Source organism: Geofilum rubicundum JCM 15548, assembly GCF_000974365.1.
In the GTDB taxonomy this organism is placed as follows: domain Bacteria; phylum Bacteroidota; class Bacteroidia; order Bacteroidales; family Marinilabiliaceae; genus Geofilum; species Geofilum rubicundum.
In genome coordinates this window covers 276,173-297,539 of the sequence record NZ_BAZW01000001.1, presented here as the reverse complement: position 1 = coordinate 297,539, position 21,367 = coordinate 276,173, and the positions used below count along the sequence as shown (strand labels likewise).

The window sequence follows — 21,367 nt, the reverse complement described above, 5'->3', positions numbered from 1 at the left end:
CACCTGGTTTATTACTCTGTTTTATTTTTTTTCTGAAGCAAGAGAGGGCTCTCGCCCGGGAAGGAATATTCATTTCGACTCCCATTAAGACAAACTACGCTTAACAAGTATTAAAACAACACAAAAGTAAATATAAAATTTACACTTTAAAACTTTTATCGTTCTTTTTGCGACATTTTTAATTCTTTAACACCCGTATTCTGCTAAAATAACAATTCCAGAAAAGAATTTTTATTTGCGCCAAATTCATGACGCTTTAAGCATAAACAATACAAAACCCTTTATGGCTGAGACATAGGGACGTTTTTTGACAAAGGTTAGACCAACACCAGAATATCAAAAAGACATATTTTTGAAATTTTTTGCAACATTCTGTCACAATTGCTTGTTTTTTCATAACAGTTCGTTACTTTTGTATCGTATTTTGTTTCTAATCATTATAATTAACTATTTAAAAACATCAAACCATGTGTGGATTTGCAGTTTATACCGGAGGGGACAAAAAGCTGAAGCTTGACATGGCCCATGATTTCAAAAAGATTCAGTACAGAGGGCCCGACAACACCGTTATCAGAGACTTTGGAAATGAAGGCTGGATGGGCTTTCATCGTTTAAAAATTATGGATCTTTCAGATGCCGGCAATCAACCCCTCAGTTATAATAATATCCACCTGGTATGCAACGGTGAAGTTTATAACTTCAGACAATTGCGAAAAGATTACGAAGCGACCTTCTCCTTCCAATCGGAAAGTGATTGCGAGGTTATTCTTCCCCTTTTTATGGAGAAAGGCATCGTTGGAATGGCCCAGGCGCTGGATGCCGAATTTGTGTGTGTCATTTATGATGATGTTGAAAAGAAATATTTCGCAGCCCGTGATCCTATAGGCATTCGGCCTTTGTTTTACGGCTACGACAAGCAGAAAAACATATGTTTTTCGAGTGAGATGAAAAGTCTTCACCGTATCTGTGACGAGATCCACCCTTTTCCCCCGGGCTATTGCTACGATGGCGAAAAAATGATCCAGTATACCGACATTGCCACGGTGGAAAAATTTCACGATGATGAACAGGAAGTCATCTTTGAAAAGATCAACGAGCTGTTTACCAAATCGGTGGAAAAACGTATGGACGCAGATGCTCCGGTGGGCTTTCTGTGCAGTGGGGGATTGGACTCCAGTCTGGTTTGTGCCATTGCTGCGAGACTAACCGATAAGCCCATCAAAACTTTTGCTGTAGGCATCGAAGATGGCCCCATCGACACCAAATATGCCCGCATTGTGGCCGACTATCTGAAAACCGACCATACAGAGGTATTGTTTACCAAACAACAGATCTTTGATTCGCTCAGCACTTTAATATACAGTACGGAGACGTGGGACATCACAACCATTCGTGCCTCCATGGGCATGTATCTCTTGTGTGAATACATCGCCAAAAATACCGAGGTAAAGGTACTGCTGACCGGAGAAATCGCTGATGAAATTTTCGGCTATAAATACACCGACTTTGCACCGGGCGCAGAGGCTTTCCAAAAAGAAGCAGAAAAAAGACTGCGTGAGCTTTATATGTATGATGTGCTGCGGGCAGACCGCTGTATCTCCGTGCACGGACTGGAAGCAAGGGTTCCCTTTGGTGATCTGGAGTTTGTAAAATACGTCATGGCCATTGATCCAGAAAAGAAAATGAACTTTTCAGGCATCGGCAAATACTTGCTCCGTAAGGCATTTGAAGGGGATTACCTGCCGACAAACATTTTATACCGCGAAAAGGCGGCCTTTTCAGATGCCGTAGGACATAGCGTGGTGGATTATCTGAAAGCCTACGCAGAAGAGATTTACACCGACGCAGATTTAGAAGCAGCCAAAGAAAAGTATCCACATGCCACTCCATTCTCTAAAGAATCCCTGATGTACCGGGACATTTTTGAAAGTCACTTCCCGGGACGTGCGGAAATGATTAAAGACTTTTGGATGCCCAATAAAGAATGGGAAAACTGTAATGTCAACGACCCCAGTGCCAGAATACTTCCGAACTATGGCAAGAGCGGGGAATAACTTAGGGAATAAAAAAGAACCGTCCTAAACCGTTCCGTTTCCTAAACCTGAGAAATCCGGAAAAGTCACTTATTATACCTGGTGGTGACTTTCTCCGGATTTCCTTTTTTCTATCCTTTATAATGGTGATAAAACCAACTGATGGCTTCGATACCTTTTAGGAACTGCTCGACAGGAAAGTTTTCATTGGGACTATGGATAGCGTCTGACTCCAATCCGAACCCCATCAAAACCGATTTCATGCCCAGAATATCCTCAAAACTGGAAATAATGGGAATACTGCCACCACTGCGAACCGGCACGGGCAATTGGCCGTAGACTTTTTCATAGGCCTTCTCTGCAGCTTGATAGGCGGGGATATCTATGGGACAGACATAGCCCTGACCTCCATGTAAAGTGGTGACTTTTACCTGGACGGAAGCTGGCGCCATTTTTTCAAAATGCGACTTAAATATTTCTGCGATTTTTTCATGGTCCTGGTTGGGTACCAGGCGGGTGGATATTTTGGCAAAGGCCTTGGAAGGCAGCACCGTTTTGGCACCTTCTCCGGTATAACCGCCCCAAATACCACACACATCAAAAGAGGGACGAATGCCCGTTCGCTCATTGGTGGTGTAACCGGCTTCACCCGACAATTCAGCCACATCAATGGCCTTTTTATAGGCCTCCTCATTGTATGGGGCCTTTGCCATTAATGCGCGCTCTTCCTGACTGACTTCAATCACATCGTCATAAAAGCCGGGGATGGTAATGTGGTTATTCTCATCCGTCATGGCAGCAATCATCTTCGCCAAGACGTTGATGGGATTGGCAACAGCACCTCCAAAAAGCCCCGAATGCAGATCCCGGTTGGGACCGGTCACTTCAACTTCCCAGTAGGCCAGACCACGCAATCCCGTAGTCACCGATGGAATATCCTTTGCAATAATGGAAGTGTCAGAGACCAGAATAATATCGGCTTTAAGCATCTCTTTATGGGCCTCACAAAAAGCAGGCAAATTGGGGGATCCTATCTCCTCTTCTCCCTCAATCAAAAATTTGACATTGCACTTGAGCAAGTCGTTCTTCACCAGATACTCAAAAGCCTTGGCGTGCATAAAGGCCTGCCCCTTGTCGTCATCGGCGCCTCTGGCGAATATCTTCCCCGCTTTGATAACCGGTTCAAAAGTCGGTATCCCAGAGATTGAGCGGATCAACCGGCATCACATCCATGTGTCCGTATACCAACACAGTGGGATACGACGCATCCAGAACTTTCTCGCCATAGGTCACCGGATTACCCGCTGTTTCCATAACAACGGCCTTGTCGGCACCACCGTCTAAAAGAATCTTTTTCCACTGCTCGGCCGCTCTATACATATCGGGCCGATGCTTACTTTCTGAACTGATGGAAGGAATGCGTATCAATTCAAAAAGCTCGTCCAAAAATCTCTGCTGATTATCAGCAATATAAGTCTTTAAATCATCCATATATCTTGCATTATTAGTCGCAGAAATAAATACAATCGGCACAGGTAGCCAGGCGCACACAGCCCTTTTCTTTCAATATCTCCACCAAACAAGCCACCACAGCCGCTTCATCTTCACTATCCTCACACAAGGGATGCTCGGTATAAAGCAAAAAAAACGCTTCCAAATCCGCGTCGGTTGGTCTGGAAATCTCCCCCTCCACCTGGCCATCCACCAATTTAAGCTCCATCATGGAGGTGACACCCGCATCGAGTAACAGCACGTAGCGTTCATAAGAATCCTGCACCTGTTCCTCCACCGAAACACTGGGTTTTCGACTGGTCTGACAAGCCCCCAGCAAAACCATAACAACAACCAGTCTGAGTCCGGACACCCACGCCGAACGCTTAAAATAACGCTTCCCCATAAAATTTTTATACCATTAGTCCTTGCAAAAACACTTATCCCAAAACAGGCATAGACATTGCAATATAGCAAAATCAGCACCCAAGACAAACAAAAAACCCCTTTTTTAAAGGGGTTTTTACCGAACACTCACAGCTTGATTTCCCGAAAAGCGGGCATTTGTTTTAAACAGATTCTAAGCCATATTATGAAAAACATTGGTCACGTCATCATCTTCCTCAAATTTACCCAACAACTTTTCTATAGCCGCCTGCTGTTCCTCATTCAATGTTTTCGTCTCGTGCGGAATGCGCTCAAATTCCGCATTCAAAATTTCGAATTCATTCTCTTCCAAATACTTTTGAATGGGTCCAAAGCCTTCGAATTCACCATAGACCATGATGTAATCCTCTTCTACAAAAACCTCCTGAACGCCAAAATCGATCAGCTCTAATTCCAGCTCTTCGGCATCAACCCCCTCCTTATTGGTCACTTTAAAGCTACATTTGTGGTCAAACATATAATCCACACTGCCCGTGGTACCCAGGGAGCCGTTATTCTTGTTAAAATAACTCCGGACATTGGCCACCGTACGCGTGGGATTATCGGTGGCCGTTTCAACAATCATGGCAATACCAAAGGGGCCATACCCTTCGTAAACCACTTCCTTATAGTCTGCCTGATCCTTAGAGGAAGCTTTCTTAATAGCTCGCTCCACATTTTCTTTGGGCATATTAGCAGCCTTGGCATTCTGCATCAGCACCCTTAAACGCGGGTTGGCCACCGGATCAGGGCCACCGCTTTTCACGGCAATAACGATTTCCCTTCCAATTTTGGTAAAAGTTTTGGCCATATTACCCCAGCGTTTCATCTTCCGGGCTTTTCTATATTCAAATGCGCGTCCCATCTTGTCGGTTATTAATTAGTGTCAATAAGAAAAACTGCTGTTTCTTCAGTCTTTGGTAAGAAAGCGTCAAAGACGAATTAGGGTGACAAATTTAAACAAATATCAATTATCTGAATCGTCTGACCCCCGCTCTTTTAAAATTTTATCGGCTTCTTCCATTTCATGATAAAAGGCCGCCCCGTATTTGCGGGTAATGGCCTCCTGCAAAAATTTATAAATGGGCACCCCGATTTCTGCCCCCAAAACTTTAGCCGGTCCACAAATGGGCCATTGGTGGTAGTTCATGGCCTCAAAGTCGCTGTATCTGGTAACCCGAATGGGATACAAGTGACAGGATATGGGCTTCTTAAAATCAATTAAACCTTCATTGTAGGCTTTTTCGATGCTGCACTTACACACCCCCGTGTCATCAAAATAAGTATAAACACACTCCTTGCCATTAATAATGGGCGTCACTTTATCGCCATCCACATCCACTTCCCAGGTCCCGGTTTTCTCAATCTCCTCCAAAGCCTTTTTGGACAACATCGGTTTAATGACCGGAAAAATGCGTTCAAGGATGGCGGTCTCTTCATCTTCCAGAGGAGCGCCTGATTCTCCCTCTACACAACAAGCCCCCAAACATTTTGGCAAATCACAAATAAAGTGACGCTCAAAAATATCCAGACTAATCAATTTATCATCAATTTGAACCATCGCTCAGTTTTTATCATCAAAAAAATGCAGCAATTCCACCAGGAAATTGCTGCACAAAGAAATCATTTTTATTCCATTACGCCAAGGCTATCAAACTCTTTCCGGTCATCTCAACCGGTTTTTCAATGCCCATGAGCGTTAGAATAGAAGGCGCCACATCGGCCAGGATACCATCCTGCACCTCTCCTTTGCGATCTGTCACCCAAATAAAAGGCACAGGATTCAAGGAGTGAGCCGTATTCGGCGAACCATCGGGATTGACTGCGTTGTCGGCATTGCATGATCGGCAATAATAATGGCTTCGTAGCCATTCTCCCTGGCCGTTTCAACCACATCCTTCAGACATTCATCGACCGCTTTCACCGCTTTCAATATGGCCTGATAATCACCGGTGTGTCCCACCATATCACCATTGGCAAAATTCAAAGCAATGAAATCAAACTTTTGCTTTTTCAATTCGGCCACCATTTTATCTTTCACCTCAAAGGCACTCATCTCAGGTTGTAAATCATAGGTAGCTACCTTGGGTGAATTGACCAGGATGCGCTCTTCTTTGGCAAAAACTTCTTCACGTCCACCGGAGAAAAAGAAAGTAACATGGGCATATTTCTCCGTCTCGGCCATGCGCAACTGCGCCAATCCGTTGGCCGCCACCACTTCACCCAAAGTACGGCTCACATTGTCTTTGTCGAACAACACATGCATGCCTTTATAAGTAGCATCGTAGGGTGTCATGGTACAATAGTACAAGGGAAGGGTGTGCATGCCCTCTTCGGGCATATCCCGTTGGGTGAGCACCTCGGTAATCTCACGGGCCCTGTCGTTGCGGAAATTAAAGAAGATAATAACATCCCCTTCCTGAATGGAACCCACCGGCTGTCCGCTGGCATCCACATTCACAATGGGCTTGATAAACTCATCGGTTACCCCGTTGTCGTACGACTGCTGAATGGCCCCGACAACATCCCCGGTGGCTTCACCCACCCCTTTGACCATTAAATCATAGGCCAGTTTAACGCGATCCCACCGCTTGTCGCGGTCCATGGCATAGTAGCGACCAATAACAGAAGCTATTTCGGCGTTATTCCCTTGAATATGCTTCACCAACTCGTTCAGATAGCCTTTTCCGCTTCTGGGATCGGTATCACGACCATCCATGAAGGCATGTACGAAAACCTTTTCAACACCAGCCTCTGTTGCCACGTCGGTCAACTTATACAAATGCTCCTGACTGCTGTGTACGCCCCCTTTGGAAACCAGACCTAGAAAGTGAACCTGCTTATTGTTTTCTTTGGCATAGGCCAGAGCTTTAACCAATTCCGGATTCTGTGCGATGGAATGGTCACGAATGGCCAGATTGATTTTTACCAAATCCTGATAAACCACACGTCCGGCCCCAATATTCAAGTGACCCACTTCCGAGTTACCCATTTGTCCATCCGGCAAGCCCACATTTTCACCTGAAGCCTGAAGCTGAGAATTGGGATATTGAGCCACAAGGCTGTCAAAATAAGGCGTATCACCTTTGTAAACGATATCGGAGTCGGACTTGTTTCCGTACCCCCAACCGTCTAAAATTACCAATATTGTTTTCTTACCCATAAGAAGAGATATTATATATATTTTTTATTGAATAAACAGCACCAAAGCACTTATGTTTATGGTCAAAATCAGAAACAGGACAAAGCCCTAATCTTCTGGGGCATAAACGCCCTGCAAAAGTACCCAAAAATGCTCAAAATCAAAGCATCAAAGTGTTAATCAATCTAAGAAACTGTAGTAAAACAACAAAGCCGGCAAAAAGCCGGCTTTGTGGGTGGTACCACCTGGAATCGAACCAGGGACACATGGATTTTCAGTCCATTGCTCTACCAACTGAGCTATGGTACCCGTCGTTACTTTTAAGTTTAAGGAGCAAAAATAACATTACTCCGGAATCATTTAACCCTTCCAATCTTTGTTGGCAAAACCTTTCAAAATATCACCTTCAAAAAACAGTCATGAACAATGAATGACTTGTGGTACCACCTGGAATCGAACCAGGGACACATGGATTTTCAGTCCATTGCTCTACCAACTGAGCTATGGTACCTCTTTGAAAACGCGGTGCAAATATACGGAAAGATTTCTTTCTTCAAAATGCTGAGATGAAAAATATTGCTCTCAAACTTGGTGCAGACTTTCGGTATGGGTTTACTCATCAAATTCTCAAAGAGTTATAACCGCAACTTTCTTTTCAAAAACAGGCATCCCCACAAAAGCAGGGAGCCGAGGGCGAGTGGACCGCCCTCAAAAACGCAGGGCTTCCTATTTTTTTTGGGTGGAAACCCCGGCCCTGGAGATCGTTCCGGTTTAAGCGCGTTTATTCCGCTAGGTTTTATACTTTTGTAGTTGATTTTGAAATCGATTAAATGGAGCTATTTACACATACTTTTCCCAACGGAATCAGGCTGATTCATCACAAGACACTGTCACCGGTGGGGCATTGTGGCCTCATGATTAATACCGGATCGCGCGACGAAAAGGAGAGCGAACACGGGATGGCCCACTTTATTGAGCACGTCATTTTTAAAGGCACCCAAAAAAGGAAAACCTACCACATTCTAAGTCGCATTGATGATGTGGGCGGAGAGCTTAATGCTTATACCACCAAAGAAGAAACCTGTATTTATGCCTCGTTTTTGATGCAGGACTATGACCGGGCGCTGGAATTGTTGCACGACATTACTTTCAACTCCACTTTTCCGGCTAAAGAACTGGAAAAGGAGAAGGAGGTCATCATTGATGAAATCAATTCCTACAAGGACAACCCTTCGGAGCTCATCATCGACGATTTTGAAGAGCTCATTTTCAACAAGGACCCGATGGGGCGAAACATTCTCGGAACACCGGAAATGCTGACCACCTTTGAACAAAAAGACATCAAAAAGTTTATCCGCAACAATTACCATACCGACCAGATGGTTATTTGCTCGGTGGGACAAATGGAGCCGGCCAAAGTACTGCGGATAGCCTCCAAATACTTCAAAGATGTACCGGCCAACCACAGAACCCAAAAAAGACCAATCACCCTGCCCTACCAACCCAGGAGTATGGACAAAAAGATGGACACCTTTCAAAGTCATATCGTGCTGGGAAATGTGGCTTACGATCTGGACCATCCGAAAAGATTCGGCCTGTTACTGCTGAACAACATCATTGGTGGTCCGGGCATGAACAGTCGCCTTAACATGGCGCTGCGGGAAAAAAACGGCATTGCCTATAACATTGAATCCATCTACACACCCTATTATGGCACCGGCATTTTCTGCATTTACTTTGGCACCGATGAAGAAAACATCAACAGAAGTCTGCGCATTGTCCACCGGGAACTCAAAAGACTGAGAGAAACCAGGTTGGGCAAACTGCAATTGCACAATGCCGTGCGACAACTAAAGGGTCAAATCACCATCGCCAACGAAAACCGGGAAAACCTGATGCTGTCCATTGGTAAAAGCTACATGATGTACAACAAGGTGGACTCCCTGGAAGAAACCTACCAAAAAATTGACAGCATCACTTCGGAAGACCTCATGCACATTGCCAACGAAGTTTTTGACCCCGCTCTATTGTCTTACCTCATTTACCGGCAAAGCTGATGGACTTAGACCTGGAAAAATACATACTGGATCACATCGATGATGAAGAAGCCATTCTTCGGGAACTGGATCGATACACCCACTTACATGTGCTGCGTCCCAGAATGATTTCCGGACACCTGCAAGGCTCCCTGCTGAAGATGATCTGCCGCATGGTTCAACCCAAAGATATTTTGGAAATAGGCACTTTTACAGGATATTCAGCCATCAGCATGGTCAGGGGGATGGAGCAGGACGGTCACATTCACACCATCGAAATCAACGATGAACTGGAACAACTCATAAGGTCCTTTATCAAGAAAGCCGGTGTTGAACACCAGATCACCCTGCACATTGGCAATGCCCTTGAAATCATACCGCAACTCCCCACTACTTTTGACCTGGTGTTTATAGATGGGGATAAACGACAGTACCCGGACTATTACGAAGCCGTATTCCCACTCTTAAATGCGGGTGGACACATCTTGGCGGACAATATTTTATGGGGCGGAAAAGTGGCACAGGCCAACATGCCGGATGACGCCTACACCAAAGGCATCATGGATTTTAACGACCTCGTTAAAAACGACCCCCGCGTGGAAAAGACCATTTTACCTCTACGGGACGGTCTGCTTCTAATACGGAAAAAGTAATTGGTTCCACACTGCTCCATATTTCATCCACGAAACAATTGGCCGATAATAGTCCGCTTCATAGCCGCCTGCGATGAACTCTTCCACCTCTGTTTTGTTCCTTAGTCATAAAACAACACGAAAAAACCATGCAAAAATCAACCCTCATCATATTTGGCTCGTCGCTGGGCAATACCCGTTTTGTGGCCGAAAAACTGGAACTGCTTTTGCCTGGTTCTCAGCTAATGGAAGCCAGCGCCGTAAGCCCTGAAAGCATCGCCAAATTCCCGAATTTAATTCTGGGCACCTCCACCTGGGGTGTGGGACTTTTACAGGATGAATTTGATACTTTTATGGAGTTGTTGCAACAACAAAATCTGGAAGGCAAGACGATCGCCCTGTTTGGTCTGGGCGACCAGCAAAACTATCCCGATTCGTTTTGCGACGGGATGGGAAAAATCCATGAATTACTCCAGAATAAAGGGGTTCAGTTTATTGGTGAGTGGTCGGCCGACGAATACGATTTCACGACCTCAAGGGCGACAAAAGGGAATAATTTGGTAGGATTGGCACTGGACGAAGACAATGAGCCGGATCTGACCGACTACCGGCTTAAAAACTGGGTAAAATTAATTGCCCCGCTTTTACAATAAGTGAGCCTTGGTTATGAAAGGAAACCTGGTCATGGCACATGGCGAACCACCAAACTGTCCAGCTCCTGCTTGTGAAAAAGGGTCGGATAATCTTCCAAAAACTGATCCATTACGGTACGAAGGGTCGCCTCGCGTAAAAAACCGGCCTTGCTCTTTACCTTGTACTTTTTACAGTATACCTCGATGGCTTCCAACTCTTTATCATTAAGAAGAACGGTCACTTTATGCTGTCTCTTTAAGGCAGCATCTCTCCCTTTCTGAACAACGGCCCTTTTTTTATTTGTTTTTTGTGCCATGAACACCCTCATTTTAAGCGCTAAAATAAGTAAAATAGGGATCACACCCAAACAACAAAGCCTCCTGAAAATCAAGAGGCTTTGTTGAAAGTGGTACCCGGAGCGGGAATTGAACCCGCACGGCCGCAATGGCCACAGGATTTTAAGTCCTGCGTGTCTACCAATTCCACCATCCGGGCAGACCATGCTTTTAAGGAAAGAAAAACGAGATTTCCTGGAAATTCAGGCCCTCTCGTTTTTCAGGTGGAGCGAAAAACGGGACTCGAACCCGCGACCCCGACCTTGGCAAGGTCGTGCTCTACCAACTGAGCTATTTTCGCATTATTTATGTTAGCAATCCGGCTGACACCTTCGTTTCGGCATCTCTGTCGTTTCCTTCCCGATTGCAGGTGCAAATATAAGCCTTTTTTCTTTTCCCCAAACACAAACGGCCAAAAAAATCACAAATTTTTCACCCTTTTTTCGCGGCCTTCGGGCACATTCCTATAACATCAAAAAAATCAATTTCTTAGAAAACGCCCAACTACAAGCCGGCAATCTTTTTTATCTCATTCAGCTGGTTCAAGGCATCCATAGGCGTCAGATTATTGATGTCCAAACCGGCTATCCGATCGCGAATCTGCTTAAGAACCGGATCGTCCAACTGAAAAAAGCTCAACTGAAAACCTTCCCGGTGTTGGGCCAGGTCCCCAACAGGCTTAGAAAGCTGCCCCTTACGGTGGGTATCCTCGAGTTCTTTGAGGATGTCATCCGCCCTTTTAACCACACTTTTTGGCATACCGGCCATGCGCGCCACATGAATACCAAAACTATGGTTGCTGCCTCCTTCGACCAGTTTACGCAGAAAAATCACTTTATTCTCCACCTCTTTAACCGATACATTATAATTTTTGCAGCGCTTGTAGCTTTTGGCCATCTCATTCAACTCATGGTAATGTGTGGCAAAAAGGGTTTTGGCCAGCCCCTTCTTATTTTCGTGAATGTACTCCACAATGCTCCAGGCAATGGAAATGCCATCATAGGTACTGGTTCCCCTTCCCAGCTCATCAAAAAGGACCAGACTGCGGTCCGAAATATTATTCAGAATGCTGGCCGCTTCATTCATCTCTACCATAAAGGTGGATTCTCCCTGTGAGATATTGTCCGACGCTCCCACCCGTGTGAAAATTTTATCCACCACGCCTATGCGGGCCGATTCTGCCGGCACAAAACTACCCATCTGAGCCAATAATACGATCAAGGCCGTTTGCCTGAGCAAGGCACTCTTACCGGCCATGTTGGGACCTGTTATGATGATGATCTGCTGACTGCTGTTATCCAGGTAAACATCATTGGGAATGTAAGATTCTCCGGGAGGCAATTGCTTTTCTATCACTACGTGGCGGCCCGACTTGATATCGATCACATCGCTGTCGTCCACCACCGGTCGCACATAATTATTCTCACGGGCCAGCACTGAGAACCCAATCAGACAATCCAGTCGCGCCAACAACATCGCATTCAACTGAATGGCTGGAATAAATGCCGCCACCGCACTCATCAACTGCTGATACAACTCCGTTTCAATGCTTAAAATACGCTCTTCAGCGCCCAAAATTTTGGTTTCATACTCCTTCAGTTCCTCGGTGATGTACCGCTCTGCGCTAACCAGGGTCTGCTTGCGAATCCAGTTTTCGGGCACTTTTTCCTTGTGCGTATTGCGTACTTCTATGTAATAGCCAAAAACGTTGTTAAAGGCGATTTTTAAGGAGGAAATCCCCGTCCGTTCACTCTCCCGCTTTTGCAAATTATTCAAATAATCCTTCCCGGAGAAAGCGATTTCACGTAACTCATCCAACTCCGTGGAAACACCCGGGCGAATAACCCCGCCTTTACTCAATTGAGCCGGCGGATCCGGCTCTATTTCCCGCTCTATGCGGTCGTGTATCGACGGACAGGCATTGAGTTGCTCCCCCAAATGATTCAGCACTTCATTATCGGCCTCCTCGCAGTAATGCTTAATGGGTCCAATATTATTCAGCGCATTTCGGAGCTGCATCATTTCGCGCGGCGACAAGCGACCTGCTGCCACTTTTGATACCAAACGCTCTAAATCACCTACAGGACGAAGATGCATTTCCAGGGCATCCTTTAAATCCGGCTCCCTGAAAAAACATTCCACCGCCGTTTGGCGCTCCTTAATGGGCTGCACATCTTTCAAAGGCAGCGACATCCAGCGCTTCAGCAGGCGACTTCCCATGGGTGTTACCGACCGGTCTATCACATCAATGAACGATCGCCCCCCTTCATTCACCGATTGAAACAGCTCCAGATTTCGGATGGTGAATTTATCGAGCCACACATATTTTTCTTCCTCTATTCGGGACAGACTGGTGATATGTGCATTCTGATGATGCTGCGTCAAATCCAGGTACTGCAAAATGGCACCTGAGGCGATAATGCCCCTCTTCAGGTTTTGAACACCAAATCCTTTCAGGGATTTGGTATCAAAATGCTTCAACAAACGGTCTTTGGCCGAATCTTCGGTAAAAACCCAATCCTCCAGAGGGTAGCTGTAATGACGCGTACCAAATATTTCCTGAAACTGCTGGCGCTTGGTCTTTTCATACAAGACTTCCTTGGGCTTAAAACCGGACAACAATTTATCGAGATGTTCAAAAGAACCCTCCGCGGTTAAAAACTCCCCGGTAGAAAGATCCAGAAAAGCAATACCCCCGTACTTGGCTTCCAAATGCACGGCGGCTAAAAAATTATTTTCCCGGTGCTCCAGGATGTTGTCATTGATAGACACCCCTGGTGTTACCAGTTCGGTAACACCTCTCTTGACGATATTTTTGGTAGCCTTGGGATCTTCCAACTGATCGCATACAGCCACTCTTTCACCGGCACGAACCAATTTAGGCAAATAAGTATCCAAAGCGTGATGAGGAAACCCTGCCAGCTCAACCGATTGCGCTGCACCATTGGCCCGCTTGGTGAGTGTAATTCCTAAAATACCGGACACCTTAATGGCATCATTTGAAAAAGTTTCGTAAAAATCCCCCACCCGGAACAACAATATGGCATCCGGATATTTATTCTTTATCCCGAAGTACTGCTTCATTAGGGGAGTTTGCACTATTGTATCTTGTGAACCCATTTTTAAAAAGGATAATAGGATTGAAAGGAGCCTCTGCCTCCAAAAGCCAAAAGACCATTTTATGGATAAAGCACCCTGGTATGCAAAGATAAAGCCAAATCACAGATTAGAAAATTTTGCTTTAACAATCTACTCCGAACGGACTTTTAACGATAAAAAGTTTGAAAAATCATAACTGCTTCGTACTTTTAGGACAAATGATGAACATCAAAACCATATTCCTATGAAAGAACTGTTAAAATATTTGGGCCTGTTCCTGATACTCGCAGGCGTTGTTGTTTTGGGTTTTTATGCTTTCGCCAGCATGATCAGTAACCTGTTTCTAATAATTGCAGCCCTGCTATTAGTGGGTGGTCTGGCGCTTTACATTCTTTTCAACAGGATATTTGATTGAGACATTCTAAATACTTGTCGACCCCAAAAGCGCCGGTTTAACACATATAGGTGAACAACATTTTTAACGACATTCAAGATCCTCCCTGCAGGTAGCCGTCAAATCCACAAAAGTTTAATCCCTTCTGTTTTGACGGCTCCTGCCTTTTTCAGGCCTTTAGGTAAAAGTCACGTGTGAGCGACAAGTATTCTGCCGAATAATGATGTCTTCCCTTTACTTCCAATACCATCTTTTCTTCTTTGGTTTCGCGGTACCCCTTTAAATCCCAAACAGACAGGATGCGTGAAACGGGTTTATGGGGAGTGGGATGAATCAGCAAACGACTCCCTTCAAACAATCCCCTATCCAGGGCTAACTGTGAAAAGAGCAGGTGATTTTGGGCCGGAAGAATAACAGAAAATTGGCCCTCCACCGCAAGCAGGCGCAGGACGCCTCAATGAGGTCCGTATAGCTCAGATGAGAGGTATGTCGGGCCACACTTCGGGACGCAACAGCTGCAGGCTTAGAATCAATAAAATAGGGCGGATTGCTCACGATCAAATCAAAGCGTCGATGGGACTGCTGAGAAAACGGCCTGAAATCGCTCTCCACCATTTCCAGCCGACCGGGCCAGGGTGAGCGTTGAATATTCTCTCTGGATTGCAGGCAGGCATCCGAATCCAGCTCAACACCCGTAATAAGGCTTCCGGCGCCCTTTGTGCCAGCATTAAAGCAAGCAGACCGGTCCCACTTCCCACATCCAGAATCGTTTGAGCCCCATCAACCGGCGTCCAGGCCCCCAGGAGCACGCCATCGGTCCCCACCTTCATGGCACACCTATCCTGAAAAATGCTAAACTGTTTGAATTGAAAATAAGCGTTGGCCATTCTTGATGAATTTGATCTCTATTTGGGCAGGTCTTTTTCAAAAACACCCATCCAAAAAGGGCATAATCATAAAATACAGGGTCCTCAGGACGGAAAGATCTCAATTGCAGGGTCAATTCCTCCACCGCCTTCCAGTCATCCTGTTGGCGATTGAGCAACCCCAAATTTCGCGCCACACGTCCCACATGCACATCCAGTGGCATCATTAATTTCGCCGCATCCATCTGCGGCCATAAGCCCAAATCAACCACACCATCCTTACGTACCATCCACCGCAAAAACATATTGAGCCGCTTCCCCGAAGAACCCTTCATTACGTTGGCCACATGCTTTCCGGTTCGGTCCATCGGTCGGAAGGATAAAAACAATTCCCTGAAAGCGGACAAGGCAGAAAATACACTATTCCCCTTTAGGAAAGCATTGGAAAAAACGGTTTCGAGTCCGCCATGATGCAGATAAATTTCACGAAGGGCACTGACAAAATACTGACAATCGATGCCATTAAAAGTACGGTAAACAAATTGCGACAGTTGTTGTAGCTCCCTATCCCCTGCACCGGTCACAAAGGCATAGGGTTGCAGATCCATCCATTCCATCAACAAACGCGCCTTCTTCAGAATCATGCCTCTTTGTCCCCACGCCAGGGTAGCCGTCAAAAAGCCGCTTATTTCACAATCTTCCTTGCGCGAAAACATGTGCGGAACAGACACCGGATCTTTTTCGATAAACCACGCTTGGTTGTAATGGGCTGCTTTTTCGTCAAGTAAATCCTTTAACCGATTGTCCACCACCCTATAAATCATTAGAAACAATGACCCCATCCACCATCTGTATGGTTCGATCCGACTTAAGGGCCAGATGTTCATCGTGGGTCACAATGACAAAGGTTTGGTGAAACTGATCGCGCAAAGACACAAACAAGCCCATCAGCTCCTCCTGATTTTTGGAATCCAGATTCCCGGATGGTTCATCGGCAAAAATTACCAAAGGGTCATTGATCAGTGCTCTGGCTACGGCCACCCGCTGTTTCTCTCCCCCACTCAATTCAGCTGGCTTGTGTTCCAGTCGGTGAGACAAGCCCAAAAACCCCAAAAGCTCCGTCGCCTTCTTATCGGCCTCCCGTTTGGAAACACCTCCGATGTAAGCAGGCAGCAAACAATTTTCCATCGCCGTAAATTCCGGCAAAAGCTGGTGAAACTGAAAAACAAAACCAATGTGTTTATTTCTGAAGCGCGCCAGTTGGTTTTCCGAGAGTTTATGAATGGCTTTGCCATCCATATAAACTTCACCCTGAGTAGGCTTATCCAGCGACCCCAGAATTTGAAGGAGCGTGGTTTTTCCGGCACCACTGGCACCTAAAATGGAAACAATTTCGCCCGACTCTATGGTTACATCAATCCCTTTAAGGACTTCCAGATCTCCAAAAGATTTATGTATGCCTTTACCTTCAACCATTTTTACAAAATATCAAGTGGCATTCATCCTTTCGAAACTACAGTGGGCCACTTCCAAACTGCAGTTTACCTTTTATCAGAATCCCTAAGCAAACAAAATATAAATATACAGAATATACAGCAGAAACAGAATCGCCCCCTTCCAACGGGATAAAACGCCCCGTGACAAAGGCAGCATAAACAATAGCAACAAGACCGCGAACCCAATACTTATCAACAAATCCTGCGACAGCATCTCCTTGTCATTGACCTGTAAAGGACTAATGACAGCTGTAACCCCAAGCACGGCCCAAATATTAAAAATATTGGACCCAATGATGTTGCCCACCGAAATATCATTCTCTTTTCTGTAGAGCGCCATCATGGAAGTAGCCAGCTCAGGCACACTCGTACCAAAAGCCACCACAGAAATACCTATAATACGATCACTAACGCCCCAACTCAGCGCCAAAGTAGTGGCCCCCCTAACCAACCACTCCGCACCATAGTAAAGCCCTACCACAGAAACCAGCACCCAAAAAAGGGCTTTCCAGATGGAAATATCGGCTGATAAAAAGACCTCCTCACTACTTTGCGACTTTCTGCGGGCCTTAAAAACAGACCAGATAAGGTATAATCCCAAAGAAACCAGAAACACAATGCCCTCCAAAAAACCAATGGTGCCATTGTAGGCGAAAAACATTAATAAAACGGTGGCGACTATCATGATGGTCCAATCAAACCAAACGGTGCGGTTGCGCGTTGGGATAGGCATAATCATGGCCACCAGGCCCAAAATCAGTCCGATGTTCGCAATATTGGAACCCACCACATTGCCTATGGCCAAATCCGGAACCCCGTTAAACGCCGCTTTTACGCTGACAAACAGCTCAGGGGCAGAAGTACCAAAGGCCACCACCGTGAGGCCAATGACCAGTGTGCTAATCTTAAAATGTCGCGATAGTGCTACGCTACCTTTAACGAGCCAGTCTCCACTGAAAAAAAGAAGAATAAAACCAGCTATCAACCAAACAATTGCCATTAAAAATTTCTTATTTTTAAAATTAATCAGGCGTATCAGAACCCTTTTTCAGATCTTTCTGCGAGGAGCTTTCGGCATCCTCTGAATCAGCATCGGCCTTCTCTGTAGTTGTGGGGTCCGGGGATTTGTCCGAAGACAAATCCTCATCCTCAAAAGAAACTTCCGGTTGATCCAATTTATAGACATCCGCAACAGCTTCGGAGGTCACATCATCTGCTTCCTGATAGACATCTTTGGCCATATCCCGAATTTCATGACTGTTTTGACGGATATTGTTCTCCATTTCTGACAAGTCTTCACGAATCTCCTCTGCACTTTGTGAAAACTCACGTTTAATATCATCTGCGGCTCTACGAAATTCATTCATACCCCGACCCAATCCTCTGGCCAAATCGGGAATTTTTTTGGATCCGAACAGCATCAAAACCACCAGGAACAAGAGCACAATCTCGCCCATTGAAATACCAAAAAGAAAAAGCACCATATTATCCACTTTTACGCAAAGATATAAAAGCCGACGGGATTAATTTTCAAACGAGCCATTTAAATAGATAAAATATCATCGGAAGTTCCGTTAACATCCCTGATGTCTCAAAAAACAAAGGGATTGTCTTTGCAGACAACCCCTTTGTGAAATACTAATTATATTCTATTAAAAACTATTTTCCGGACTTAGCATCGCTCAATGCTTCCTTCTTCTTCATAAAGTTAAAGGCAATGGGAGAGGCGATGAAGATGGATGAGTAGGTACCTACAAATACACCAACGATCAACGCAAACACAAACCCACGAATGACTTCACTACCAAAGATGAAAATCACCAGCAACACCACCAAGGTCGTCATAGAGGTATTTATGGTACGGCTAATCGTTGAATTAATGGCCAGGTTAAATACTTCAATGGTCTTCCGTTTCGGATATAACACGCGGTATTCACGAATACGGTCAAAGACCACCACGGTATCGTTGATCGAATATCCAATAACTGTAAGTATGGCAGCAATAAATGCCTGGTCAATTTCCATGGCGAATGGCATAATACTATACAGAAGTGAGAAAATCCCCAAAACCACCAGAACATCATGAATCACGGCGCCAATGGCACCTAATCCCAATTGCCATGTCTGGAAACGAATCAGTATGTAAAGGAAAATAACCAATAACGAGAAAAATAAGGCATAACCGGCTTTGTTCCGGATATCGGTGGCCACAGTTGGCCCCACCTTCTGAGAACTCATTTGATAATCTGACAAATAAGTATCTTTGGTGGTACCTTCAGGCAAGAAGGGTTGAATACCCTCGAAAAGGGCATCTTCCACCATGGCATCAGCGGCATCTTCCGTATCATCCACCAAATAGTTGGTCGCAATTCGAATCTGATTGGCTGTTCCAAAAGTCTTCACCTCGGTGTTGGCCCCTTCAAAGGCCTCTGACATGGAAGCAAATACATCCGTGGCGTTCACCGGTTCTTCAAAACGCACCACATAGGTACGTCCTCCGGTAAAGTCAATACCTTGCTTCAGACCACGCGTGGCCAATGAACCAATAGCTACCACGATAAAGACCAAAGAAACAATGAAAAATGTTTTGCGCTTCTCCAGGAATCCGATTCTTAAATTGGTAAATAACTTCTCGGTCCATTTAGATCCGAAAGTAATATCCACTTTAGAATTCAGTAATGCTTCATAAATAAGACGGGTAATAAATATGGCCGAAAAGAAGGAAGTGGCAATACCAATCATCAGGGTAGTGGCAAAACCTTTAATAGGTCCTGTTCCGAACAGGAACAGAATCAAACCGGTCAAAAAGGTGGTAACGTTGGCATCAATAATGGCCGAGAAGGCATTTTTATAACCGTCAGAGATTGCCAATCGCAAGCCCTTTCCGGCACGCAATTCCTCCCTTATCCTTTCATAAATAAGTACGTTGGCATCCACCGACATACCAATGGTTAAAACAATACCGGCAATACCAGGCAAGGTTAAAACGGCATTGAAGGCCGCCAGCACACCCATTACAAAGAACATATTCGAAATAAGGGCGATATCAGCCACAATACCGGCTTTCATGCCATAGTATATGATCATATAAAGAAGGACGACGACAAATGCCCAGATAAATGAACGTAAACCGGCATCTACAGCCTCCTGCCCCAAAGAAGGACCTACAACGGTATCTTCAACAATGCGCGCAGGAGCCGGCAACTTACCTGAATTAAGAATGGTAGCCAAATCTTTCGCCTCTTCGGGACTAAAATCTCCGGTGATGGAGCTCTGTCCTCCCCTTATTTCATTCTGAACAGTGGGAAAACTATATACATAACCATCCAACACAATGGCGATGGATTTACCCACATTGGCTTTGGTCAGTCGGGCCCAGGTCTTTGCCCCCTCACTACTCATCGACATTTCAATCTCGAAGGATCCATTTTGACTGACACGGTCACTGGCATTGGAGATAGCGTCTCCTTCCAAAGGAGGGCGGCCATCGTGACTGGTCGACCTAATGGCAACTAACTCGTAATAACTCTCACGTGTTTCCGGGACACCATAATACTGTAAATTTTCAGCAGGAATGGGCTTAACCGTCCATTTTAAACGCAAGTCACGTGGTAACACAGCGCGTACCTGATCCCTTTCCAACCAGGCATCAATTTGTGCCATATGTCTTCCGGCAGCGATCCCAACTACGGGACCTTCTGCCCTGCCAGAGGGTTGCAACAAGGTAAATAAGGAACGTGTATCCTCATCCGCTACATCGGCCGTGTCTCCTTCAATTTCATCCAGTAATCCCAAATCATCTTCTTCCAGAGCCGCTTCTGCTGTTTCAGCAATTTCTTCGGCCGCTTCAGAAACTTCAGAAGCTGCTTCAGCAGGCCTTTGACCTTGTTCAATGCGGGTAATAATTTCGTTGGCCTGGGCCAATGAATTAAAGACCTCTTCATTGTTATAGGTTTCCCAGAACTCGAGGCTGGCAGAACCTTTCAAAAGATTTCTGACACGCTCCGGTTCGGTAACGCCCGGAAGCTCAATCAGTACCTGACCATCTTTCTGCAAACGCTGAACATTGGGCTGAACCACTCCAAAGCGGTCGATACGTGTACGAATAATATTGAAGGCATTATCAATGGCCGATCGTGACTCTTCCCGCAAAACATCCAATACTTCCTCGTTGGAAGAATCGTACATCACTTTCTCGCGTAACTCTACGGTATTAAAAACAGCAGCGAGACTGCCATTGGGAGCCACTTCTTCAAATGCTTCACCAAAGAGACTTACAAAATCACGGGTAGAAGTCTTTTCACGCTCCTCTGCCAATGCAAGTGCGCTCTGAAAATTCTCATCCTGGTTGTAGTTGGAAAGCGCCTCTACAATATCAGAAACTTTCACTTCCAGAATAAGGTTCATCCCCCCTTCAGGTCAAGACCAAAATTGATCTCCCGGTTCTTACAATCCATGTAAGTATACTTTCTCAACCCAAAAAAATTATACACCGGCTCATGGGCCATGGAATCCAGATACTGCACTTCATACTGACGAATTTCTTCGGGTGCAGCTTCTGATCCGGCACGCATTTCCGCATACTCAGTGGCACGATTTTCTACCTTATGGGTGTAATAGGTAAAAATCAACTGGTATAAACTCACTAGTGCCAAAAGGATGGCAAATAGTCTGATCGCTCCTTTGTTTTGCATTTGATTATTCTTTTATCTATTCAAAATCTTTATTTCGATGGTTTTCACAATCGCGCAAATATATTGATTTTTTTTCTAAATCCTATCTGA

General features: G+C 45.2%; 23 protein-coding genes and 4 tRNA genes. 5 read left to right on the top strand and 22 right to left on the bottom strand.

Annotation, left to right across the window (positions count from 1 at the left end):
• The first annotated feature begins 467 nt into the window (after positions 1-467).
• The gene (gene asnB, locus JCM15548_RS01225; RefSeq protein WP_062122070.1) at positions 468-2,054 is read left to right on the top strand and encodes an asparagine synthase B; all 1,587 of its coding nucleotides are present in this window, start codon (positions 468-470) and stop codon (positions 2,052-2,054) included.
• A gap of 110 nt (positions 2,055-2,164) precedes the next feature.
• Here the strand turns inward: asnB and JCM15548_RS01220 are convergent, their stop codons facing one another.
• From JCM15548_RS01220 to JCM15548_RS01190, 9 genes are all read right to left on the bottom strand, one after another.
• Positions 2,165-3,250, bottom strand: a complete 1,086-nt coding sequence (locus JCM15548_RS01220) for a M20/M25/M40 family metallo-hydrolase (protein ID WP_227625300.1) — start codon at positions 3,248-3,250, stop codon at positions 2,165-2,167.
• The gene (locus JCM15548_RS22530) at positions 3,216-3,524 is read right to left on the bottom strand and encodes a hypothetical protein (RefSeq protein ID WP_227625299.1); all 309 of its coding nucleotides are present in this window, start codon (positions 3,522-3,524) and stop codon (positions 3,216-3,218) included. The genes JCM15548_RS01220 and JCM15548_RS22530 overlap by 35 nt, the downstream gene beginning before the upstream one ends.
• Before the next feature lie 13 nt (positions 3,525-3,537).
• Positions 3,538-3,930 carry a hypothetical protein gene (locus tag JCM15548_RS01215; protein ID WP_062122069.1) on the bottom strand — a complete coding sequence of 131 codons (393 nt, stop codon included), beginning with the start codon at positions 3,928-3,930 and terminating at the stop codon, positions 3,538-3,540.
• 174 nt (positions 3,931-4,104) lie between these two features.
• Complete coding sequence (locus JCM15548_RS01210; RefSeq protein ID WP_062122068.1) at positions 4,105-4,815, bottom strand: YebC/PmpR family DNA-binding transcriptional regulator; 711 nt, start codon at positions 4,813-4,815, stop codon at positions 4,105-4,107.
• A gap of 102 nt (positions 4,816-4,917) precedes the next feature.
• Positions 4,918-5,511: a DUF3109 family protein gene (locus JCM15548_RS01205; RefSeq protein ID WP_062122067.1), complete on the bottom strand. Its 594-nt coding sequence runs from the start codon at positions 5,509-5,511 to the stop codon at positions 4,918-4,920.
• Between the two features lie 76 nt (positions 5,512-5,587).
• A complete protein-coding gene (locus JCM15548_RS26055) occupies positions 5,588-5,713 on the bottom strand; it encodes a hypothetical protein (protein ID WP_369403658.1) in 126 nt (41 codons plus the stop codon).
• A 20-nt stretch (positions 5,714-5,733) separates the two neighbouring features.
• Positions 5,734-7,113: a 2,3-bisphosphoglycerate-independent phosphoglycerate mutase gene (gene gpmI, locus JCM15548_RS01200; RefSeq protein WP_369403657.1), complete on the bottom strand. Its 1,380-nt coding sequence runs from the start codon at positions 7,111-7,113 to the stop codon at positions 5,734-5,736.
• Positions 7,114-7,328: 215 nt separating this feature from the next.
• A tRNA-Phe gene (locus tag JCM15548_RS01195) sits at positions 7,329-7,401 on the bottom strand.
• Positions 7,402-7,530: 129 nt separating this feature from the next.
• Positions 7,531-7,603: transfer RNA gene (locus tag JCM15548_RS01190), tRNA-Phe, on the bottom strand.
• 319 nt (positions 7,604-7,922) lie between these two features.
• On the opposite strand from JCM15548_RS01190, the gene JCM15548_RS01180 reads away from it, so the two are divergent.
• The 3 genes from JCM15548_RS01180 to JCM15548_RS01170 all read left to right on the top strand — a co-directional run bounded on the left by JCM15548_RS01180 (position 7,923) and on the right by JCM15548_RS01170 (position 10,413).
• Positions 7,923-9,149 carry a M16 family metallopeptidase gene (locus tag JCM15548_RS01180; protein WP_062122065.1) on the top strand — a complete coding sequence of 409 codons (1,227 nt, stop codon included), beginning with the start codon at positions 7,923-7,925 and terminating at the stop codon, positions 9,147-9,149.
• On the top strand, positions 9,149-9,781 hold the full coding sequence (locus JCM15548_RS01175; protein WP_227625298.1) for an O-methyltransferase: 633 nt from the start codon (positions 9,149-9,151) through the stop codon (positions 9,779-9,781). The genes JCM15548_RS01180 and JCM15548_RS01175 overlap by 1 nt, the downstream gene beginning before the upstream one ends.
• A 128-nt stretch (positions 9,782-9,909) precedes the next feature.
• Positions 9,910-10,413, top strand: a complete 504-nt coding sequence (locus JCM15548_RS01170) for a flavodoxin (RefSeq protein WP_062122063.1) — start codon at positions 9,910-9,912, stop codon at positions 10,411-10,413.
• Between the two features lie 29 nt (positions 10,414-10,442).
• On the opposite strand, the gene JCM15548_RS01165 is transcribed toward JCM15548_RS01170, so the two are convergent.
• The 4 genes from JCM15548_RS01165 to mutS all read right to left on the bottom strand — a co-directional run bounded on the left by JCM15548_RS01165 (position 10,443) and on the right by mutS (position 13,812).
• A complete protein-coding gene (locus JCM15548_RS01165) occupies positions 10,443-10,709 on the bottom strand; it encodes a hypothetical protein (RefSeq protein ID WP_062122062.1) in 267 nt (88 codons plus the stop codon).
• Between the two features lie 91 nt (positions 10,710-10,800).
• A tRNA-Leu gene (locus JCM15548_RS01160) sits at positions 10,801-10,888 on the bottom strand.
• A gap of 65 nt (positions 10,889-10,953) precedes the next feature.
• A tRNA-Gly gene (locus JCM15548_RS01155) sits at positions 10,954-11,029 on the bottom strand.
• Between the two features lie 203 nt (positions 11,030-11,232).
• On the bottom strand, positions 11,233-13,812 hold the full coding sequence (gene mutS / locus JCM15548_RS01150; protein WP_227625297.1) for a DNA mismatch repair protein MutS: 2,580 nt from the start codon (positions 13,810-13,812) through the stop codon (positions 11,233-11,235).
• A 259-nt stretch (positions 13,813-14,071) separates the two neighbouring features.
• Between mutS and JCM15548_RS22190 the strand changes: the two genes are divergently transcribed.
• Positions 14,072-14,242 carry a hypothetical protein gene (locus tag JCM15548_RS22190; RefSeq protein ID WP_173427634.1) on the top strand — a complete coding sequence of 57 codons (171 nt, stop codon included), beginning with the start codon at positions 14,072-14,074 and terminating at the stop codon, positions 14,240-14,242.
• A gap of 148 nt (positions 14,243-14,390) precedes the next feature.
• Here the strand turns inward: JCM15548_RS22190 and JCM15548_RS01145 are convergent, their stop codons facing one another.
• The 9 genes from JCM15548_RS01145 to JCM15548_RS22520 all read right to left on the bottom strand — a co-directional run bounded on the left by JCM15548_RS01145 (position 14,391) and on the right by JCM15548_RS22520 (position 21,277).
• A complete protein-coding gene (locus JCM15548_RS01145) occupies positions 14,391-14,654 on the bottom strand; it encodes a hypothetical protein (protein WP_062122060.1) in 264 nt (87 codons plus the stop codon).
• A complete protein-coding gene (locus JCM15548_RS26050) occupies positions 14,594-14,869 on the bottom strand; it encodes a hypothetical protein (RefSeq protein ID WP_369403662.1) in 276 nt (91 codons plus the stop codon). Before JCM15548_RS26050 ends, JCM15548_RS01145 begins: the two co-directional genes overlap by 61 nt.
• Positions 14,779-15,051, bottom strand: coding sequence for a hypothetical protein (locus JCM15548_RS22525; protein ID WP_062122059.1), 273 nt, complete (start codon positions 15,049-15,051; stop codon positions 14,779-14,781). The genes JCM15548_RS26050 and JCM15548_RS22525 overlap by 91 nt, the downstream gene beginning before the upstream one ends.
• Positions 15,048-15,929, bottom strand: coding sequence for a TIGR02757 family protein (locus JCM15548_RS01135; RefSeq protein ID WP_227625296.1), 882 nt, complete (start codon positions 15,927-15,929; stop codon positions 15,048-15,050). Before JCM15548_RS01135 ends, JCM15548_RS22525 begins: the two co-directional genes overlap by 4 nt.
• Positions 15,901-16,563: an ABC transporter ATP-binding protein gene (locus JCM15548_RS01130; protein ID WP_062122058.1), complete on the bottom strand. Its 663-nt coding sequence runs from the start codon at positions 16,561-16,563 to the stop codon at positions 15,901-15,903. Before JCM15548_RS01130 ends, JCM15548_RS01135 begins: the two co-directional genes overlap by 29 nt.
• Positions 16,564-16,647: 84 nt before the next feature.
• Entirely contained in the window at positions 16,648-17,583 is a 936-nt protein-coding gene (locus JCM15548_RS01125) for a calcium/sodium antiporter (RefSeq protein WP_062122057.1), read from the bottom strand.
• A gap of 22 nt (positions 17,584-17,605) precedes the next feature.
• Positions 17,606-18,067 carry a twin-arginine translocase TatA/TatE family subunit gene (locus JCM15548_RS20855; RefSeq protein ID WP_083984903.1) on the bottom strand — a complete coding sequence of 154 codons (462 nt, stop codon included), beginning with the start codon at positions 18,065-18,067 and terminating at the stop codon, positions 17,606-17,608.
• Positions 18,068-18,242: 175 nt separating this feature from the next.
• Positions 18,243-20,990 carry a protein translocase subunit SecDF gene (secDF, locus tag JCM15548_RS01115; RefSeq protein ID WP_227625295.1) on the bottom strand — a complete coding sequence of 916 codons (2,748 nt, stop codon included), beginning with the start codon at positions 20,988-20,990 and terminating at the stop codon, positions 18,243-18,245.
• Positions 20,987-21,277 carry a hypothetical protein gene (locus JCM15548_RS22520; RefSeq protein ID WP_227625294.1) on the bottom strand — a complete coding sequence of 97 codons (291 nt, stop codon included), beginning with the start codon at positions 21,275-21,277 and terminating at the stop codon, positions 20,987-20,989. The genes secDF and JCM15548_RS22520 overlap by 4 nt, the downstream gene beginning before the upstream one ends.
• Between the last annotated feature and the right edge of the window lie 90 nt (positions 21,278-21,367).

Bases quoted from the DNA above. Each gene is read 5' to 3' on its own strand.
- gpmI (WP_369403657.1), bottom strand. From the start codon at position 7,113: ATGGGTAAGAAAACAATATTGGTAATTTTAGACGGTTGGGGGTACGGA.
- JCM15548_RS01165 (WP_062122062.1), bottom strand. From the start codon at position 10,709: ATGGCACAAAAAACAAATAAAAAAAGGGCCGTTGTTCAGAAAGGGAGA.
- JCM15548_RS01170 (WP_062122063.1), top strand. From the start codon at position 9,910: ATGCAAAAATCAACCCTCATCATATTTGGCTCGTCGCTGGGCAATACC.
- asnB (WP_062122070.1), top strand. From the start codon at position 468: ATGTGTGGATTTGCAGTTTATACCGGAGGGGACAAAAAGCTGAAGCTT.
- JCM15548_RS01180 (WP_062122065.1), top strand. From the start codon at position 7,923: ATGGAGCTATTTACACATACTTTTCCCAACGGAATCAGGCTGATTCAT.
- JCM15548_RS01175 (WP_227625298.1), top strand. From the start codon at position 9,149: ATGGACTTAGACCTGGAAAAATACATACTGGATCACATCGATGATGAA.
- JCM15548_RS01125 (WP_062122057.1), bottom strand. From the start codon at position 17,583: ATGGCAATTGTTTGGTTGATAGCTGGTTTTATTCTTCTTTTTTTCAGT.
- JCM15548_RS01215 (WP_062122069.1), bottom strand. From the start codon at position 3,930: ATGGGGAAGCGTTATTTTAAGCGTTCGGCGTGGGTGTCCGGACTCAGA.
- JCM15548_RS22520 (WP_227625294.1), bottom strand. From the start codon at position 21,277: ATGCAAAACAAAGGAGCGATCAGACTATTTGCCATCCTTTTGGCACTA.
- JCM15548_RS01130 (WP_062122058.1), bottom strand. From the start codon at position 16,563: ATGGTTGAAGGTAAAGGCATACATAAATCTTTTGGAGATCTGGAAGTC.
- JCM15548_RS20855 (WP_083984903.1), bottom strand. From the start codon at position 18,067: ATGGTGCTTTTTCTTTTTGGTATTTCAATGGGCGAGATTGTGCTCTTG.
- JCM15548_RS22190 (WP_173427634.1), top strand. From the start codon at position 14,072: ATGAAAGAACTGTTAAAATATTTGGGCCTGTTCCTGATACTCGCAGGC.
- JCM15548_RS01210 (WP_062122068.1), bottom strand. From the start codon at position 4,815: ATGGGACGCGCATTTGAATATAGAAAAGCCCGGAAGATGAAACGCTGG.
- JCM15548_RS22530 (WP_227625299.1), bottom strand. From the start codon at position 3,524: ATGGATGATTTAAAGACTTATATTGCTGATAATCAGCAGAGATTTTTG.
- JCM15548_RS01205 (WP_062122067.1), bottom strand. From the start codon at position 5,511: ATGGTTCAAATTGATGATAAATTGATTAGTCTGGATATTTTTGAGCGT.
- mutS (WP_227625297.1), bottom strand. From the start codon at position 13,812: ATGAAGCAGTACTTCGGGATAAAGAATAAATATCCGGATGCCATATTG.
- secDF (WP_227625295.1), bottom strand. From the start codon at position 20,990: ATGAACCTTATTCTGGAAGTGAAAGTTTCTGATATTGTAGAGGCGCTT.
- JCM15548_RS22525 (WP_062122059.1), bottom strand. From the start codon at position 15,051: ATGAAGGTGGGGACCGATGGCGTGCTCCTGGGGGCCTGGACGCCGGTT.
- JCM15548_RS01135 (WP_227625296.1), bottom strand. From the start codon at position 15,929: ATGGGGTCATTGTTTCTAATGATTTATAGGGTGGTGGACAATCGGTTA.